The 15,007-nt window shown below is 61.3% G+C and carries 15 protein-coding genes; 11 read left to right on the forward strand and 4 right to left on the reverse strand.

What is annotated here, in order from left to right; translation table 11 throughout:
• Positions 1–8: 8 nt before the first annotated feature.
• The 3 genes from PhaeoP97_RS04535 to mraY are packed head-to-tail and all read left to right on the forward strand — an operon-like array spanning position 9 to position 4,009.
• The gene (locus PhaeoP97_RS04535) at positions 9–1,493 is read left to right on the forward strand and encodes a UDP-N-acetylmuramoyl-L-alanyl-D-glutamate--2,6-diaminopimelate ligase (RefSeq protein WP_072504064.1); all 1,485 of its coding nucleotides are present in this window, start codon (positions 9–11) and stop codon (positions 1,491–1,493) included.
• Positions 1,490–2,899 (forward strand): UDP-N-acetylmuramoyl-tripeptide--D-alanyl-D-alanine ligase, encoded by a 1,410-nt coding sequence (locus PhaeoP97_RS04540; protein WP_072504065.1) that lies wholly within the window; start codon positions 1,490–1,492, stop codon positions 2,897–2,899. Before PhaeoP97_RS04535 ends, PhaeoP97_RS04540 begins: the two co-directional genes overlap by 4 nt.
• A 27-nt stretch (positions 2,900–2,926) precedes the next feature.
• Positions 2,927–4,009, forward strand: coding sequence for a phospho-N-acetylmuramoyl-pentapeptide-transferase (gene mraY / locus PhaeoP97_RS04545; protein ID WP_072504066.1), 1,083 nt, complete (start codon positions 2,927–2,929; stop codon positions 4,007–4,009).
• Positions 4,010–4,327: 318 nt separating this feature from the next.
• Here the strand turns inward: mraY and PhaeoP97_RS04550 are convergent, their stop codons facing one another.
• Positions 4,328–5,242, reverse strand: a complete 915-nt coding sequence (locus PhaeoP97_RS04550; RefSeq protein WP_014879519.1) for a glutaminase — start codon at positions 5,240–5,242, stop codon at positions 4,328–4,330.
• 124 nt (positions 5,243–5,366) lie between these two features.
• Between PhaeoP97_RS04550 and murD the strand changes: the two genes are divergently transcribed.
• Entirely contained in the window at positions 5,367–6,764 is a 1,398-nt protein-coding gene (gene murD / locus PhaeoP97_RS04555; RefSeq protein ID WP_072504067.1) for a UDP-N-acetylmuramoyl-L-alanine--D-glutamate ligase, read from the forward strand.
• A 30-nt stretch (positions 6,765–6,794) separates the two neighbouring features.
• Entirely contained in the window at positions 6,795–7,130 is a 336-nt protein-coding gene (locus tag PhaeoP97_RS04560) for a thiamine-binding protein (protein WP_072504068.1), read from the forward strand.
• A gap of 44 nt (positions 7,131–7,174) precedes the next feature.
• Here PhaeoP97_RS04560 and PhaeoP97_RS04565 read toward each other — a convergent pair whose 3' ends face one another.
• The 3 genes from PhaeoP97_RS04565 to PhaeoP97_RS04575 all read right to left on the reverse strand — a co-directional run bounded on the left by PhaeoP97_RS04565 (position 7,175) and on the right by PhaeoP97_RS04575 (position 9,179).
• Positions 7,175–7,618: a MarR family winged helix-turn-helix transcriptional regulator gene (locus PhaeoP97_RS04565; protein ID WP_072504069.1), complete on the reverse strand. Its 444-nt coding sequence runs from the start codon at positions 7,616–7,618 to the stop codon at positions 7,175–7,177.
• A 4-nt stretch (positions 7,619–7,622) separates the two neighbouring features.
• The gene (locus tag PhaeoP97_RS04570; protein WP_040174194.1) at positions 7,623–7,916 is read right to left on the reverse strand and encodes a putative quinol monooxygenase; all 294 of its coding nucleotides are present in this window, start codon (positions 7,914–7,916) and stop codon (positions 7,623–7,625) included.
• Positions 7,917–7,997: 81 nt separating this feature from the next.
• Entirely contained in the window at positions 7,998–9,179 is a 1,182-nt protein-coding gene (locus tag PhaeoP97_RS04575; RefSeq protein ID WP_072504070.1) for a BaiN/RdsA family NAD(P)/FAD-dependent oxidoreductase, read from the reverse strand.
• Positions 9,180–9,312: 133 nt separating this feature from the next.
• On the opposite strand from PhaeoP97_RS04575, the gene ftsW reads away from it, so the two are divergent.
• The 6 genes from ftsW (at position 9,313) to murB (ending at position 14,966) form a co-directional block, all read left to right on the forward strand.
• The gene (ftsW, locus tag PhaeoP97_RS04580) at positions 9,313–10,497 is read left to right on the forward strand and encodes a putative lipid II flippase FtsW (protein ID WP_072504071.1); all 1,185 of its coding nucleotides are present in this window, start codon (positions 9,313–9,315) and stop codon (positions 10,495–10,497) included.
• Positions 10,498–10,590: 93 nt separating this feature from the next.
• Positions 10,591–11,688, forward strand: a complete 1,098-nt coding sequence (locus PhaeoP97_RS04585; RefSeq protein ID WP_072504072.1) for a UDP-N-acetylglucosamine--N-acetylmuramyl-(pentapeptide) pyrophosphoryl-undecaprenol N-acetylglucosamine transferase — start codon at positions 10,591–10,593, stop codon at positions 11,686–11,688.
• Positions 11,685–13,082 carry a UDP-N-acetylmuramate--L-alanine ligase gene (murC, locus tag PhaeoP97_RS04590; RefSeq protein WP_072504073.1) on the forward strand — a complete coding sequence of 466 codons (1,398 nt, stop codon included), beginning with the start codon at positions 11,685–11,687 and terminating at the stop codon, positions 13,080–13,082. The genes PhaeoP97_RS04585 and murC overlap by 4 nt, the downstream gene beginning before the upstream one ends.
• A 58-nt stretch (positions 13,083–13,140) precedes the next feature.
• Complete coding sequence (locus tag PhaeoP97_RS04595) at positions 13,141–13,395, forward strand: DUF2484 family protein (protein WP_072504074.1); 255 nt, start codon at positions 13,141–13,143, stop codon at positions 13,393–13,395.
• Complete coding sequence (locus PhaeoP97_RS04600) at positions 13,392–13,643, forward strand: DUF2484 family protein (RefSeq protein ID WP_072504075.1); 252 nt, start codon at positions 13,392–13,394, stop codon at positions 13,641–13,643. The genes PhaeoP97_RS04595 and PhaeoP97_RS04600 overlap by 4 nt, the downstream gene beginning before the upstream one ends.
• Positions 13,644–14,024: 381 nt before the next feature.
• Positions 14,025–14,966, forward strand: a complete 942-nt coding sequence (gene murB / locus PhaeoP97_RS04605) for a UDP-N-acetylmuramate dehydrogenase (protein WP_072504076.1) — start codon at positions 14,025–14,027, stop codon at positions 14,964–14,966.
• Positions 14,967–15,007: the final 41 nt, after the last annotated feature.

Below are 15,007 nucleotides of genomic sequence, written 5' to 3' on the forward strand. Positions count from 1 at the left end.
GGGTTGCTATGCGCACCATTGAAAACCGTCCTCTTAGCCAGCTGGGGCTGACCGCTCGCGGCGGTGTTGATCCAATGATCCATGGCATTGCGGTGGACAGCCGCAAAACGGTAAAGGGCGGTCTGTTTGCCGCCTTGCCCGGCAGCCAGGTACACGGGGCCAAATTTATCCCCGCCGCATTGGGCAATGATGTTGCCGCGATCCTCACGGATACAGCGGGCGCAGAGATTGCTGCTGCCCTGTTGAAGAACAGCCATGTTGCGCTGGTGGTGGTCGAAGATCCGCGGCAGGCATTGGCCTATGCCGCCGCACTCTGGTTTGGCGCGCAGCCGCAGACCGTGGTGGCGGTGACCGGCACCAACGGGAAAACCTCGGTCGCCAGCTTTGTGCGTCAGATCTGGGTTCAGCTTGGCCATATGGCGGTAAACTTGGGCACCACTGGCGTCGAAGGGGCCTGGAGTCATCCGCTCAACCATACCACCCCTGAGCCGATCACTCTGCACGACGCGCTGTCAGAAGCTGCGGCAGTCGGGGTGACCCACGCCGCGATGGAGGCGTCGTCGCATGGGCTGGAGCAGCGCCGTTTGGACGGTGTGCATCTGGCGGCGGCAGGGTTCACCAATTTCACCCAGGACCATCTCGACTACCACGAGAGCTTTGAGATGTATTTCGCCGCCAAGGCCGGGTTGTTCCGCCGGGTGTTGCCGGATGACGGGGTTGCGGTGATCAATATGGATGATCCGCGTGGTGCAGAGATGCGCGCCGTGGCGGCCGCGCGTGGACAAGAGGTGATCTCTATTGGGCGTGGTCTGGGCGACCTGAGTCTTGTTGGTGCGCGCTATGATGCGTCCGGGCAGGACATGCGGTTCAACTGGCATGACCGCCCGTTCCAGACCCGTCTCAATCTGATTGGCGGTTTTCAGGCAGAAAACATCCTTCTGGCTTGCGGTTTGGTGATCGCCAGTGGCGAAGACCCGGAGGCGGTGTTTGAAACCCTGCCACATTTGCAGACGGTACGCGGCCGCATGCAGCTGGCGGCCACGCGTGAGAACAGCGCGACGGTGTTTGTGGATTACGCCCATACACCAGATGCGGTGGCCACCGCGATCAAAGCGCTGCGCCCGCATGTGCTGGGCCGGTTGGTGGCCATTGTCGGCGCCGGTGGTGATCGTGATGCGGCCAAACGTCCGCTGATGGGGCAGGCGGCGCAGGCCAATGCCGATCTGGTGATCGTCACCGATGACAATCCGCGCAGCGAGGATCCGGCGGTGATCCGTGCCGCGGTCAAGGGCGGCGCTCCTGATGCTGTTGAGGTCGGGGATCGTGCCGAGGCGATTTTGCGCGGTGTTGATGCGCTGGGGCCAGGGGATGCCTTGCTGATCTGCGGTAAGGGTCACGAGACGGGCCAGGCTGTGGGCACAGATGTGCTGCCCTTTGATGATGTTGAACAGGCCAGCATGGCGGTCGCAGCTCTGGACGGGAGGCTGGTATGACGCTTTGGACCGCAGCTGAGGCGGCAGCGGCCACCGGTGGCAAGGCGATTGGCGATTGGCGCGTTGATGGCATTTCCATCGACACCCGAAGCATCGCTGACGGCGATTTGTTTGTGGCGTTGAAGGCTGCGCGTGATGGTCATGAATTTGTGGCGCAAGCGCTGGACAAGGGCGCCGGGGCTGCGCTGGTCTCGCGCAGGCCCGAAGGGGTCGCCGACGATGCGCCGCTCTTGCTGGTGGATGACGTTCAGACAGCACTTGAGGCCCTTGGGCGGGCCGGTCGTGCGCGCACAGACGCGCGGGTGATTGCGGTGACCGGATCGGTCGGCAAGACCTCGACCAAGGAAATGCTGGCACGGATGCTGTCCGATCAGGGGCGCACCCATGCCGCTGTTGCCAGCTATAACAACCACTGGGGCGTGCCGCTGACACTGGCGCGGATGCCGCGTGACACCGAATTTGCGGTGATTGAGATTGGCATGAATCATCCCGGTGAGATCAGCCCGCTTGCGAAACAGGCGCGTCCGCATGTGGCGATGGTGACAACCGTGGCGCCGGTGCATCTTGAGGCCTTTGACGGGATCGAAGGCATCGCCACCGAGAAGGCCGCCATCATGGAGGGGCTGGAGCTGGGCGGTGTTGCCGTGCTGAATGCAGATATTGCCGAGGCGCATATGCTGCGCGCAGCTGCGCAGGCGCTGGGGATTGAGGCACGCTGGTTTGGCAGTGCTACTGGCGACAGCCGGTCCGACTATCTCCTGACCTCCATGGATCTGCGCGGTGAAGAAACACAGGCCGAGGTGCAGGCGCGGGAACAGACGCTTACTCTGCGTGTCCAATCTCTTGGCGCGCATTTTGCGATGAACGCCCTTGGTGCATTGGCCTGTCTGGATGCGCTGGGGCTGGATTTGGCGCGCGCGGTTCTTAGCTTGTCGCTCTGGTCGCCGGTCACCGGACGCGGGGCGCGTGAAACCATTAGCCTCGGTGCGGATCGGGGCGAAATTTTGCTGCTGGATGACAGTTACAACGCCAATCCGACCTCGGTCGCGGCGGCACTGGCGGTGCTGGCGGCGACGCCTTGCACCGGGCGGCGCATTGCCTACCTCGGCGACATGAAGGAACTGGGGGCGCAGGAACAGCGACTGCACAGCGATCTGGCCGATCTGGATGCAGTACAGGCCTTGGATGAAATTCATTGCATCGGTCCGCTGATGGGCGCGCTGCACGCGGCATTGCCTGCGAACAAACGTGGCGGGCACTACGCCACCAGCACCGACGCTTGCGCCGATCTGGCGGGTCAGATCGCGGCGGGGGATGTGGTTCTGGCCAAGGGGTCGCTGAGCATGGCGCTGGCCAAGGTTGTTGACGGCATCCGCGAATTGGGCCATGGCGAGGCCACTTTCTAAATTCTGATGAACTGAGGACCGGCTGACATGCTCTATTGGTTAACCGCGCTGTCGGATGGGGGGGATCTCTTCAACCTCTTCCGCTACATCACCTTTCGCGCGGGTGGGGCGTTTTTGACGGCGCTTCTGTTTGGGTTTCTGTTTGGCCCACCACTGATCAACGTGCTGCGCCGCAAGCAGGGCAAGGGCCAGCCGATCCGCGACGATGGGCCTGAGGGGCATCTGGCCAAGGCGGGCACACCCACCATGGGTGGGCTGCTGATCGTCGGCGCGCTGATGACCGCGACGCTGCTCTGGGCGCGCTGGGACAACCCGTTTGTCTGGCTGGTGCTGTTTGTCACATTATCCTTTGCGCTGATCGGCTTTGCTGATGACTATGCCAAGGTCTCCAAGCAGAACACGGCCGGCGTGCCGGGCAAGCTGCGGCTGGCGCTGGGGATCACCATTGCGGTGATCGCTGCCGTCTGGGCCTCGGCCTATCATCCGGTTGAGTTGCAGAATCAGCTGGCACTGCCGGTGTTCAAGGACACGCTGATCAATCTGGGTCTGTTCTATATTCCGTTTTCCATCTGTGTGATCGTCGGTACGGCCAATGCTGTGAACCTGACAGATGGTCTTGATGGGTTGGCGATCATGCCGGTCATGATTGCCACCTCGACCCTGGGCGTGATCGCCTATGCGGTGGGGCGCGTCGACTTCACCGAATATCTGGATGTGCATTACGTGCCTGGCACCGGGGAAATCCTGATCTTTGCCGCGGCGCTGTTCGGCGGTGGTCTTGGCTTCCTGTGGTACAATGCGCCGCCGGCAGCGGTGTTCATGGGCGATACCGGGTCATTGGCTCTGGGCGGCGCGCTGGGGGCCATCGCGGTGGTCACCAAACATGAGCTGGTGCTGGCAATTGTAGGCGGGCTGTTCGTGGTGGAGGCGCTGTCGGTGATCATTCAGGTGCTCTACTTCAAGCGCACGGGCAAGCGGGTGTTCCTGATGGCACCGATCCATCACCACTATGAGAAAAAGGGCTGGGCGGAGCCGACCATCGTGATCCGTTTCTGGATCATCTCGCTGATCCTTGCGATGATTGGTCTGGCGACCCTGAAAGTGCGCTAAGTCACGTTGGATTGCCGCCACGCAGGCTATCCTGCGGGACGGTGTGCCGATCTGGTCTGATATTTGAAACCGCTCGGGGCTGAAAATGCCTTGGGCGGTTTTTTTAGTGCAAAGAAGGCGGCGCCGCCGGAGGGGCGGAGGCTGGATGACCTTTGCTAGGGGTCATCTCCGTCTGTCGGCCTGTGCGGACCCCCCGCAGCCTTGGTGGGGCTGAAAATGGGGGGCGGTCTCCTGATCTTTGTGTTGCAACGGGGCTAGGTTAGCGGTGTCACCTGAAAGGATCCTAAGGGCTGCGAACGCAGGGACGGCAACGCGCGCCTAAAAGACTGACCAGTCCATTTCACGGGCCAGTTGCTCCATCGCTTCGGTGCCCAGTTTGGAATTGCCGTTGCGGTTCAATCCCGGCGACCAGACGGCGATGCTCGCCTGTCCCGGCACAACGCCGAGGATGCCGCCGCCCACACCGCTTTTGGCGGGCAGGCCCACGCGATAGGCAAATTCACCGGACCCATCATAATGTCCGCAGGTCAGCATCAGCGCATTGAGCCGTCGCACCCGGTCCAGGGACACCATCCGGGGATAACTTCCGGTGCCGATCAGGAAGCGGCCTGCCTTGGCCAGCTGCTGGGTTGTCATCTCGGTGGCGCAATGATGGAAGTAGGTGCCCAGCACCTTTTCCGGCGGGTTCTTGAGGTTGCCAAAGGAGGCCAGAAAATGAGCATGGGCCGCGTTGCGGTGACCATGGGCGGTTTCCGAACGCGCCACATCGGCGTTGATATGGATGTCGTCATCTTCTGCCGCGGCGCGCACGAAGCCGAGGAATTCCGCCAGCGCCTCGCGCGGTTCACGTCCGGCCAGCACCTCATCTGTGGTGACAATGGCACCGGCATTGACGAAGGGATTGCGCGGGCGTCCCTGTTCATGCTCCAGCTGCACGATGGAGTTGAAGGCCGTGCCGGAGGGTTCGCGGCCAACCCGGTGCCACAGCTGATCCCCCGCGCGCCCCAAGGCAATGGCAAGGGTGAACACTTTGGTGATACTTTGGGCGGAAAACCGTGTCTGGAAATCACCGGCGCTGAACAGCCCGCCATCGGCCGTTGCCACGCTGATTGCAAACTGATCGGGGCGCACCTCGCCCAGTTCGGGAATATAGCTGGCAACCTCGCCCCAATCGGTGCTGGCCCGCATCTGCTGGCTGATCTCGTCAAGGACGCGCTGTAACTTTGCAGCCATTGGATACTCCCTTCCTTTGGCAGAGGTTTCAGACGTGCCGGACCATTTGTCAACGCGACGGGACTGGCATTGGTTCCATGGATCGGTTAGCGATTTGATCAAAGGTTTTGCGGGAGGTTGGGCAATGATCCCTGTTACAGGTTTTGAGGGCGCAAAGGTCGCCGTTTTGGGGCTGGGCCGGTCGGGATTTGCCACCGCTCGGGCGCTGCGCGAAGGCGGGGCGGAGCCTGTCTGTTGGGACGACAACCCTGGCGCGCGGGCGCGGGCCGAGGTGGAGGGGTTTGTCTGCCGCGATCTGCTGAAAGCCGGGGCGTTTGATGACATCGCCTCGCTGGTCGTCTCGCCGGGTATTCCGCATCTCTATCCCAAACCCAATCCGGTGATCCGCGCGGCGATGGTCGCGGGTGTGCCGGTGGACAATGACATCGGGCTGTTCTTCCGCTCGGTTGCGACGCGGGGCTGGGAACGGTTCGATCAGGCGCCGCGTATTGTGGCGGTCACTGGCTCTAACGGCAAATCGACCACGGTGGCGTTGCTGCACCACATCCTGCAGGAGGCCGGACGCGAGAGCCAGCTGGCGGGCAATATCGGGCGTGGTGTGCTGGACATTGATCCGCCGGGATCCGGCGGCATCGTGGTGCTGGAGCTGTCGAGCTATCAGACCGATCTGGCCCGCGCCCTGACGCCGGATGTGGCGGTCTTCACCAACCTCAGCCCCGATCATCTGGACCGGCACGCGGGCATGGGCGGCTATTTCGCGGCCAAGCGACGGCTGTTTGCCGAAGGCGGGCCGGACCGTGCGATCATTGGCGTGGACGAGGATGAGGGGCTGTATCTGGCGGGCCAACTGGCAGAGGCCTCTAGCGACGATCGCGTCATTCGTGTCTCGGCCAGTCAGAAGTTGACCGGCCCGGGCTGGCAGGTCTTTGCCCGCAAGGGGTTCCTGAGCGAATACCGCAAGGGCCGACAGGCGGCGTCGATTGATCTGCGCCAGATGCAGGGGCTGCCGGGGGCGCATAACCATCAGAACGCCTGTGCGGCCTATGCGGCGGCGCGGGCGCTGGGTCTTGCGCCCCGTCTGATCGAGGACGCACTGGCGAGCTATCCGGGCCTGCCGCACCGCAGCCAGACCATCGCGACCCACGCAGGCGTGCGCTATGTGAATGACAGCAAGGCCACCAACCTTGATAGTGCGGTGAAGGCCTTGAGCGCCTTTGACAATATCCGCTGGATCTGCGGCGGGCTGGAGAAAGACGGCGGGCTGGAGGCCCTGCGTGGCCAGACTGGCAAGGTGCGCAAGGCCTATGTCATCGGCCGCGAGGCGGCGGGCTTTGCCATGCAGCTGGATGTGGAGGCAGAGGTCTGTATCACCATGGCCGAAGCCGTCGCCCGCGCCAGCGCCGAGGCAGAGACGGGCGATACGGTTCTGCTGGCCCCTGCGGCGGCGAGCTTTGACCAATACGACAACTTCGAGCAACGCGGCGAGGATTTCATCGCTGAGGTGGCAAAGCTGCGGGGCTGACGCCCTCGCTGTGGAAATGGAAAATATCTGATGACTGAACCGACTGAGACGAAGACCACTGTGATGCTGGCCTTTCAGGTCATTCCCCGTCTGCGGGAAGGCAACAACTTTGAAGTGGTGGACAGGGCCATTGATGTGGTGAAAGCCTCCGGCGTTCCTTTTCAAGTTGGCGCGATGGAGACCACCATGCAGGGGGAGCGTGATCAGCTTCTGGAGATTGTGAAACAAGCCGAGGCCGCCTGTCTCGCGGCGGGGGCCGTAGAGGTCATCACCAATATCAAGATGCACACCACCACGCCGCAGGCGCATGATACATTCTGCACCTACACGCGCGGTGTGACGCCAAGCAACCGGATGTTCATTTAGGATTGAATGCGCAAGGGCGGGCAGGTTCAGTCTGGGACTGATATCTACCCAGGCGCGGATTGCGCCATCTCCTTTGATAGGATCTGGTAATATTCGGGCAGAGTGGCCTGCAGTCGCGTATGGCCGTCGGGGGACAGTCTCACCTCCTTGGAGCGGCCATCGGTCTCGCTTGCGGTGATGCGAACCAGCCCGTCTGCCTGCAGCGCGTGCAGCGTGCGGGTCATCACCGGTTTCGAGACATCAATCCGCTGCGCGATTTCATTCGGGCTAAGCCATTGGCGATCCGGTTCGCGGTCGATGACGATCAGCACAAGAAACCGCAGCTGCGACAGCCCGTGACCTGCGAAATAGGTTTCCAGCTTGCGGATCAGCAGGCTGGCCCGGCGCATCATCAGCAGCGCATCACTGATGAGCGCCGGGTCACTGCCATAGGCTTCTACGTAGCGTTCGACCATCTGACGGGAGGGCAGCTCCTTGAGGAAGAACATGCGGTCAGGCCAGCGCGGTCATCTTGTGGATCTCAGCCGGGGCCGCCAGCCAATTTTCATATTTGGCAAAGATCGGTTTGATGTAATCCATCTCGTAATGGGCAGCGAGGGCGTCGTCGCTGGTCCATTCCTCATCCAGATAGAAACAATCGCCGCTGCGGCCCTCAAGCAGGTTGAATTTCAGGCAGCCGGGTTCGGCGCGAGTGGGGGCTAGGATGCTGGTGAGGCTGTCGCGGACGTCCTGCATATGCTCAGGCTTCGGGGTGATTTTGGCGATAAGCTGAAATTGCGTTGTCATGAAAAGGCTCCTTAATGAGTTATCATGATAACTAAACGAATATACGGGCGCGAATGTCAAGCCGCAGGCGGGCGGTTTGGCTCAGCTGCGGGCTGCGATTGCGCTGCCTGCGGCTACCCCAGAGGCCCAGGCCCATTGGAAGTTGTAGCCACCGAGCCAGCCGGTCACATCAACTGCCTCGCCAATGGCATAAAGGCCGGGAATGGTTTTGGATTCCATGGTTTTTGACGACAGCGCGTCGGTGTCGATCCCGCCAAGGGTGACCTCTGCCGTGCGATACCCTTCGCTGCCGGAGGGGGTGAGGGGCCAGTTTTCCAAGCGGTCGCTGAGATTGCGCAAGGCCGCGTCGGATTGATCTGCCAGTCGCCCATTGAGGTCAAACTCTGGCGCCAGGAAATCCACCAGCCGCCCGGGCAGGTGGCGGGCGAGTTCGGTGGTCAGAGCCTTGCGCCCGGCCTCCTGACGTTGGCTGCGTAAGAGGTCAAACACGGGTGTTTCAGGGATCAGATTGACGCTGATCTGCTCCCCCTCGCGCCAGTAGGATGACAGTTGCAACACCGACGGGCCAGAGAGGCCGCGATGAGTGAACAACAGCGCCTCGTCGAAACTGGTGCGGTCGTTGGAGAGCCGTGCGGGCAAAGCGACGCCTGCGAGAGCTTTGAAACGGTCTTCGGAAAAGGTGAAAGGCACCAGAGCAGGTCGGGTGTCCGTCAGTGGCAGGTCAAATTGGCGTGCCAGATCATAGGCCAGACCGGTTGCGCCCATCTTGGGGATCGACTTGCCGCCAGTGGCCAGTACCAGATTGCGGGCGTTCAGGGTTGTTGTCTGGCCTTCACGCGTGACCTTGATGCGATAGCCCTCTGCGGTCCGGTCAACAGACGTGATGCTGGTTTGCAACCAAAGCTCTGCCCCTGCGGCCTGCATTTCCTGCACCAGCATTGCGACAATCTGCTTGGCCGAGCCATCGCAGAACAGTTGGCCGAGGGTCTTTTCGTGCCAGGCAATGCCATGACGGTCCACCAGCTCGATGAAATCCCACTGGGTGTAGCGCGCCATCGCCGATTTGCAGAAATGCGGGTTCTGCGACAGGTAGTTTTCGGGGCTGGCATACATATTGGTGAAATTGCAGCGCCCGCCGCCTGAGATGCGGATTTTCTCGCCCGGAGCCTTGGCGTGATCAATTACCAGCGTGCCGGCACCGGAACGGGTTGCGCACATCATGCCGGCCGCACCGGCACCAAGGATAACGGTTTCATAGGTCATGTCCGCCCATAGGCGCGGATAACCGCCAAAGGCAAGAGGAAGAGACTGGCCTGAGGCAAAGTTTCCGGTTACTGTTTGCCTAACGATCCCGAAAACGGGACGGATCACGAGGCAGATTAGTGGCGGTATATCCATGACTGAAATGGTCTATGGCGCGCTCCCCGCGCAAACGGGAGAGCCGATTCTTCCGAAATGGTGGCGGACATTGGATAAATGGACCATGTCCTGCATCCTGATCCTGTTTGTCATCGGATTGTTGCTTGGGCTTGCGGCTTCGGTGCCACTGGCCGAGCGCAACGGGTTTGACAATTTTCACTATGTCGAACGGCAGGCCATTTTTGGCGTCACCGCCTTGGTGGCAATGGTGGTCACCTCGATGATGTCTCCAACGCTGGTGCGCCGCCTTGCGGTGATCGGCTTTATCGGGGCCTTTGTGGCGCTGGCGTTGCTGCCGGTCTTTGGTACCGATTTTGGCAAAGGGGCGACACGCTGGTATTCGCTGGGTTTTGCCTCGGTGCAGCCGTCGGAATTTCTGAAGCCGGGATTTATCGTCGTGGCCGCCTGGATGATTGCGGCCAGCCGACAAATCAACGGCCCTCCTGGCACGCTGATGTCATTTGGCCTGTGCCTGACGGTGGTGCTGATGCTGGTGATGCAGCCTGATTTTGGTCAGGCCTGTCTGGTGCTATTTGGTTGGGGGGTGATGTATTTCGTGGCCGGGGCGCCGATGCTGCTGCTTGTTGTGATGGCAGCGGTTGTCGTTTTGGGTGGCGTTTTTGCCTACTCCAGTTCTGAACATTTCGCCCGCCGAATTGATGGCTTTCTGAACCCCGAAATCGACCCGACCACCCAGATGGGCTATGCCACCAATGCGATCCGTGAAGGCGGGTTGTTTGGGGTTGGGGTCGGCGAGGGCGAGGTCAAATGGTCGTTGCCCGATGCCCATACCGACTTCATCATTGCAGTCGCGGCCGAGGAATACGGGCTTGTGCTCGTGGTGATCCTGATCCTGCTGTACGCGGCTGTGGTGGCGCGGTCGCTGTTCCGCCTTATGCGGGAACGGGACACGTTCATCCGTCTAGCGGGCACCGGGCTGGTCTGCACCTTTGGGGTGCAGGCGATGATCAATATGGGCGTTGCTGTACGGCTGTTGCCGGCCAAGGGGATGACGCTGCCGTTTGTCAGTTACGGGGGGTCCTCGCTGATTGCAGGTGGTATTGCGGTTGGCATGCTGCTGGCGTTTACGCGGGCGCGCCCACAGGGCGAGATTGCAGATTTCCTGCGTGGCCACGGTCATGGGCATAGCCGGGGGCGCTGACGCGGCCACATACTGCTGCCGATACGAGTTACCATGGGCCTGTGCGGATCTAAGCCGGGCAATGACGAGCAGACATAGAAAGACGAAGCAACAATGGCGCAGAAACTGCTCTTGATGGCGGCGGGGGGCACAGGCGGCCACATGTTTCCGGCGCAGGCGCTCGCCGAGGCGATGCTGCGACGTGGCTGGCGGGTGAAGCTGTCCACCGACGCGCGCGGTGCGCGCTACACCGGCGGCTATCCCCACACGACAGAAATCACCGAGGTGTCTTCGGCCACATTCGCACGTGGCGGGGTGCTGGCCAAGGCGATGGTGGCGCCGAAGATCGCGGCGGGTGTCGCACGCATGGCGCTGCAGATGCGGCGCGACCGGCCCGATGTGGTGGTGGGATTCGGCGGCTATCCGTCGATTCCGGCGCTGGGGGCGGCGACGCTGCTGAAACTGCCGCGTATGATCCACGAACAAAACGGCGTGCTGGGCCGGGTCAATCAGCTGTTCGCAACGCGCGTGGCCGGGGTGGCCTGTGGCGTCTGGCCGACGGATCTGCCGGAAGGTGTCGATGGCGTGCATGTCGGCAACCCGGTGCGCGCAGCTGTTCTTGAACGGGCAGGGGCCGGTTATATCCCACCCGGTGATTACCCGATGTCGGTGCTGGTGATGGGCGGAAGCCAGGGCGCGCGGATTCTGTCGGATGTGGTGCCGGGGGCAATTGCCGCTCTGCCCGAAGCGTTGCGCAGCCGGTTGCGCGTGTCCCATCAGGCTCGCGATGAGGATGGCGCGCGGGTGACGCAATTCTACGCCGAACATGGGATTTCGGCGGATGTGCAGCCCTTCTTTGCCGATGTGCCCGCGCGGATGTCGGAGGCACAGTTGGTGATCTCGCGCTCCGGTGCGTCGTCGGTTGCGGATATCGCGGTGATTGGCCGTCCGTCGATCCTGATCCCCTTTGCCGCAGCGGCTGGAGATCACCAGAGCGCCAATGCCCGTGGGCTGGTGGATGCCGGAGCTGCCATCCTGATCCCGGAGAGCGCCCTTGACGTTTCCGCTCTGACAGAGCAAATGAGCGCGGTTCTCAGCAATCCCGATGGTGCCAGTCAGATGGCGCGGGCCGCCTTGCAAGTGGGTATTCCCGATGCGACCGAGCGGCTGGTGGGGCTTGTTGAACAGCTGTCCGAGGAAGGAATGACATGAACCCTGCGACCAAACTCCCCGGTGATGTGGGCCCGATCCATTTTGTTGGGATCGGCGGCATCGGCATGTCCGGTATCGCCGAAGTGCTGCTCAATCTCGGCTATGTTGTGCAGGGCTCGGATCTGAAGGCGTCAAAGATCACCAACCGGCTGGAAGAGCTGGGCGCGCGGATCTTTGTCGGGCAGGCGGCAGAAAATCTGGAAGACGCGGCGGTTGTGGTCATTTCCTCGGCGATCAAACCGGGCAATCCCGAACTGGACGAGGCCCGCCTGCGTGGTCTGCCGGTGGTGCGCCGGGCCGAAATGCTGGCCGAGCTGATGCGGCTCAAATCGAACATTGCCATTGCAGGCACCCACGGCAAGACCACCACCACCACCATGATGGCAGAGCTGATGGTGGCGGGGCATTTCGATCCGACGATTGTGAATGGCGGCATCATCCACGCCTATGGCTCCAACGCGCGGATGGGGCAGGGCGAATGGATGGTGGTTGAAGCCGACGAGAGCGACGGCACATTCAACCGCCTGCCTGCGACCATCGCGGTTGTGACCAATATCGACCCTGAGCATATGGAACATTGGGGCGATTTCGATACGTTGCGGGATGGGTTTTATGACTTTGTCTCCAACATCCCGTTTTATGGCGTCGCGGTCTGCTGCACCGATCATCCCGAAGTGCAGGCGCTGGTAGGCCGGATCACCGACCGCCGGGTCGTGACCTATGGGTTCAATGCGCAGGCGGATGTGCGGGCGACCAACCTGACCTACAAGGCGGGCGTGGCGCATTTTGATATTCATCTACAGGCCGAGGATCGCGTGATTGAGGGCTGCACCCTGCCGATGCCGGGGGATCACAATGTCTCCAACGCTTTGTCCGCTGTGGCCGTTGCGCGCCACCTGGGCATGAAAAGCAGTGAGATCCGCGAGGCGCTGGCCGCCTTTGGCGGGGTGAACCGCCGCTTCACCAAGGTGGGCGAAGTGGATGGTGTGACCATCATTGACGATTACGGCCACCACCCGGTTGAAATCACCGCCGTGCTGAAAGCCGCGCGTCAGGCCTGCGATGGCCGCGTAATTGCCGTGCATCAGCCGCACCGCTATTCGCGCCTGTCCAGCCTGTTTGAAGATTTCTGTGCCTGTTTCAATGAGGCTGATGTTGTCGCCATCGCCGAGGTCTTTGCCGCTGGTGAAGATCCGATCGAGGGTGCGGGGCGCGATGATCTGGTGGCCGGTCTGATCCGCCATGGCCACCGCCACGCGCGCGCTCTGCTGGACGAGGCGGATCTGGAACGCCTGGTGCGCGAACAGGCGCGACCCGGCGATATGGTGGTCTGCCTTGGGGCAGGCACCATCAGCGCCTGGGCCAACGGCCTGCCCGAGCGGTTGCAGGGCTGACGGTGACTGGCGTGATCTCATATAAGCGGGCGGTTGGCCCGAAGGCTGAGGTCATACAATGCTGAGCCTGCTGGCCGCAGTTCTTTGGGTGTTTATCGCCACCGCTGTGGCCGCGCTGCCGGTTCGCTGGCAGCGGGGGCCGGGGATTGCACTGGCCGCCGTGGCACCGGTGCTAATCTATCTGCTGGGGCGGGACCATGGCTGGTTTGCCGCCGCCTTTGGGGTCTTTGCGGTGTTGTCGATGTTTCGCCGCCCATTGTGTCATGGCCTGTCACGCCTGCGGTCGGTGCCGGGATCGGAGGCGGGCAAATGACGCTGTCGCTTATTCTGGCCTGTCTTTGGGTGGTGGTTGCCAATGTGCTGGCGATGATCCCCAGCCGTGATAATCACTGGACGCGGGCCTATGCGTTAATTGCCCTTGGTATCCCGCTGCTGGGCTATGTGACCTATCAGAATGGCCCTTGGTGGGGCTTGGCGGCGTTGTTCGTTGGCATGTCAATGCTGCGCTGGCCGGTGATCTATCTGGGTCGGTGGCTGCGCCATCGGCTGATGCACAGGTAAATGTTATCATCGGACCCTAGTTAACTTTTTGTTTTAACTCCTCGGTTACACATTCACGCCCTGGTTTAGTTGACTTCCCTTGGCCCAGCACTGGGTTGAGGCTTGCTTCTGGAGATGTGCAATGTTGACATTGATCGTGTTTGTTTGGTTGGCATGTGGCGTGGCGTGGATGGTCGCATTTTACAGGCTTGCGCGGAGCAATAAGGTTGGCGCTGCTCGCATTATGGCCGGTCTTTGGCTGGCTTCAGGCTGTTGGCTGATCTATCGGTTTGCTGGAGATCATGATCATGATGACCACCATATGATAAACCTTTATTTCGTCGGCCACCTGGTCTACGGGATGTGCTCGCAGGCAGGCTGGTACTGGGGGCAGAAGACACGATGGCAGCGCATATTGAAATCGACCTCCCGAAAACGCGCGGTCGCGTTACCCAGGGCAGATCACTTGCGGATCTGACGTGGCTGCGTGTTGGCGGTCCTGCGGATTATCTGTTCCAGCCCGCCGATATTGAAGATCTGGCAGATGTTTTGCGCAGCCTCGATCCTTCGGTGCCGGTGTTTCCCATTGGAGTTGGCTCCAATCTGATCGTGCGCGATGGCGGATTGCGGGCGCTGGTGGTCCGGCTGGGGCGTGGGTTCAACACGATTGAGGTTGAGGGCGACACGGTGGTGGCCGGTGCCGCGGCACTGGATGCGCATGTGGCGCGCAAGGCGGCAGATGCAGGCATTGATCTGACATTTCTGCGTACCATTCCCGGCTCCATCGGGGGCGCTGTGCGTATGAATGCCGGCTGCTATGGCAGCTATATGGCCGATGTGTTTAAATCCGCGACCTTGGTGCTGCGCAGCGGTGAGGTTGTCACCCTTCGTGGCGATGATCTGAATTTTGCCTATCGTCAAAGCGATCTGCCCGAGGGAGCGGTGTTGGTGTCCGCAGTATTGCGCGGCCCCCAAGGTGATCCTGCAATGTTACATGCGCGGATGGAAGATCAGCTGGCCAAGCGCGATGCGACACAGCCAACCAAGGATCGTTCAGCTGGGTCAACTTTTCGCAATCCAGCGGGGTTCTCATCGACCGGTCAGGCCGATGATGTCCATGATCTGAAGGCCTGGAAAGTCATCGACGATGCCGGAATGCGCGGTGCGTGCCGTGGCGGCGCACAGATGAGCGAGAAACATTCCAATTTCTTGATTAACGCAGGTGGCGCATCTGCCGCAGATCTTGAGGGATTGGGCGAAGATGTCAGAAAAAAGGTTTACGCCAATTCAGGCATAACGCTAGAATGGGAAATCATGCGGGTGGGGGATCCGCTTTCCAAATAGCCAATAAAGGCCATGTTTTTCAGGGTGTTACCCTTGATCAG

This window comes from Phaeobacter porticola (assembly GCF_001888185.1).
GTDB classification, from domain to species: domain Bacteria; phylum Pseudomonadota; class Alphaproteobacteria; order Rhodobacterales; family Rhodobacteraceae; genus Phaeobacter; species Phaeobacter porticola.

Excerpts from the sequence above, each read along its gene's own strand:
- PhaeoP97_RS04535 (WP_072504064.1), top strand. The coding sequence starts at position 9 with ATGCGCACCATTGAAAACCGTCCTCTTAGCCAGCTGGGGCTGACCGCT.
- PhaeoP97_RS04540 (WP_072504065.1), top strand. The coding sequence starts at position 1,490 with ATGACGCTTTGGACCGCAGCTGAGGCGGCAGCGGCCACCGGTGGCAAG.
- mraY (WP_072504066.1), top strand. The coding sequence starts at position 2,927 with ATGCTCTATTGGTTAACCGCGCTGTCGGATGGGGGGGATCTCTTCAAC.
- PhaeoP97_RS04550 (WP_014879519.1), bottom strand. The coding sequence starts at position 5,242 with ATGGCTGCAAAGTTACAGCGCGTCCTTGACGAGATCAGCCAGCAGATG.
- murD (WP_072504067.1), top strand. The coding sequence starts at position 5,367 with ATGATCCCTGTTACAGGTTTTGAGGGCGCAAAGGTCGCCGTTTTGGGG.
- PhaeoP97_RS04560 (WP_072504068.1), top strand. The coding sequence starts at position 6,795 with ATGACTGAACCGACTGAGACGAAGACCACTGTGATGCTGGCCTTTCAG.
- PhaeoP97_RS04565 (WP_072504069.1), bottom strand. The coding sequence starts at position 7,618 with ATGTTCTTCCTCAAGGAGCTGCCCTCCCGTCAGATGGTCGAACGCTAC.
- PhaeoP97_RS04570 (WP_040174194.1), bottom strand. The coding sequence starts at position 7,916 with ATGACAACGCAATTTCAGCTTATCGCCAAAATCACCCCGAAGCCTGAG.
- PhaeoP97_RS04575 (WP_072504070.1), bottom strand. The coding sequence starts at position 9,179 with ATGACCTATGAAACCGTTATCCTTGGTGCCGGTGCGGCCGGCATGATG.
- ftsW (WP_072504071.1), top strand. The coding sequence starts at position 9,313 with ATGACTGAAATGGTCTATGGCGCGCTCCCCGCGCAAACGGGAGAGCCG.
- PhaeoP97_RS04585 (WP_072504072.1), top strand. The coding sequence starts at position 10,591 with ATGGCGCAGAAACTGCTCTTGATGGCGGCGGGGGGCACAGGCGGCCAC.
- murC (WP_072504073.1), top strand. The coding sequence starts at position 11,685 with ATGAACCCTGCGACCAAACTCCCCGGTGATGTGGGCCCGATCCATTTT.
- PhaeoP97_RS04595 (WP_072504074.1), top strand. The coding sequence starts at position 13,141 with ATGCTGAGCCTGCTGGCCGCAGTTCTTTGGGTGTTTATCGCCACCGCT.
- PhaeoP97_RS04600 (WP_072504075.1), top strand. The coding sequence starts at position 13,392 with ATGACGCTGTCGCTTATTCTGGCCTGTCTTTGGGTGGTGGTTGCCAAT.
- murB (WP_072504076.1), top strand. The coding sequence starts at position 14,025 with ATGGCAGCGCATATTGAAATCGACCTCCCGAAAACGCGCGGTCGCGTT.